This window comes from Aeromicrobium phragmitis, assembly GCF_003674095.1.
Taxonomy (GTDB): Bacteria; Actinomycetota; Actinomycetes; order Propionibacteriales; family Nocardioidaceae; genus Aeromicrobium; species Aeromicrobium phragmitis.
The window spans coordinates 1-473 of record NZ_RDBF01000073.1 but is presented as its reverse complement, the minus strand read 5'-3'; the positions used below and the strand labels follow the sequence as shown (position 1 = coordinate 473).

Annotated in this window: 1 pseudogene; it reads left to right on the top strand. The window is 72.7% G+C overall.

Going from position 1 to position 473, the window contains the following annotated elements:
* A pseudogene (locus tag D9V41_RS16305) lies at positions 1–473 on the top strand (cholesterol oxidase); the annotation flags it as partial.

Sequence of the window (473 nt, the reverse complement as noted above, 5' to 3'; positions counted from 1 at the left end):
GGCCAAGAACACGCTGGTCAAGAACTACCTGCACCTGGCGGAGCAGGGCGGGGCGGAGGTGCATCCACTGACCGCGGTCACCGACGTGCGGCCGATGCCGGGCGGCGGCTACCGACTGCGGACCCGGCACAGCGGACGACCCTGGCAGCGACGCACGCTGCGGGCCGAGCAGGTCGTCTTCGCCGGGAACGCGCTGAACACCCAGACGCTGCTCCACCGACTGCGGCGCCGGTCGCTGCCGCGGCTCTCATCGCGGATCGGCGTGCTGAGCCGGACGAACTCCGAGGCGGTGCTGACGGCGCGAGCCGGCGAGCGCGCCGCGGACCACACCGCGGGGCTGGCCATCACCTCGTCGTTCCACCCCGACGAGCACACGCACGTCGAGCCCGTCCGGTACGGTCCGGGATCGGGCCTCATCGGGCTGCTCAACGCCCACCTCGTCGATCCGGTCGAGGGTGTACGGTGGTGGCGCG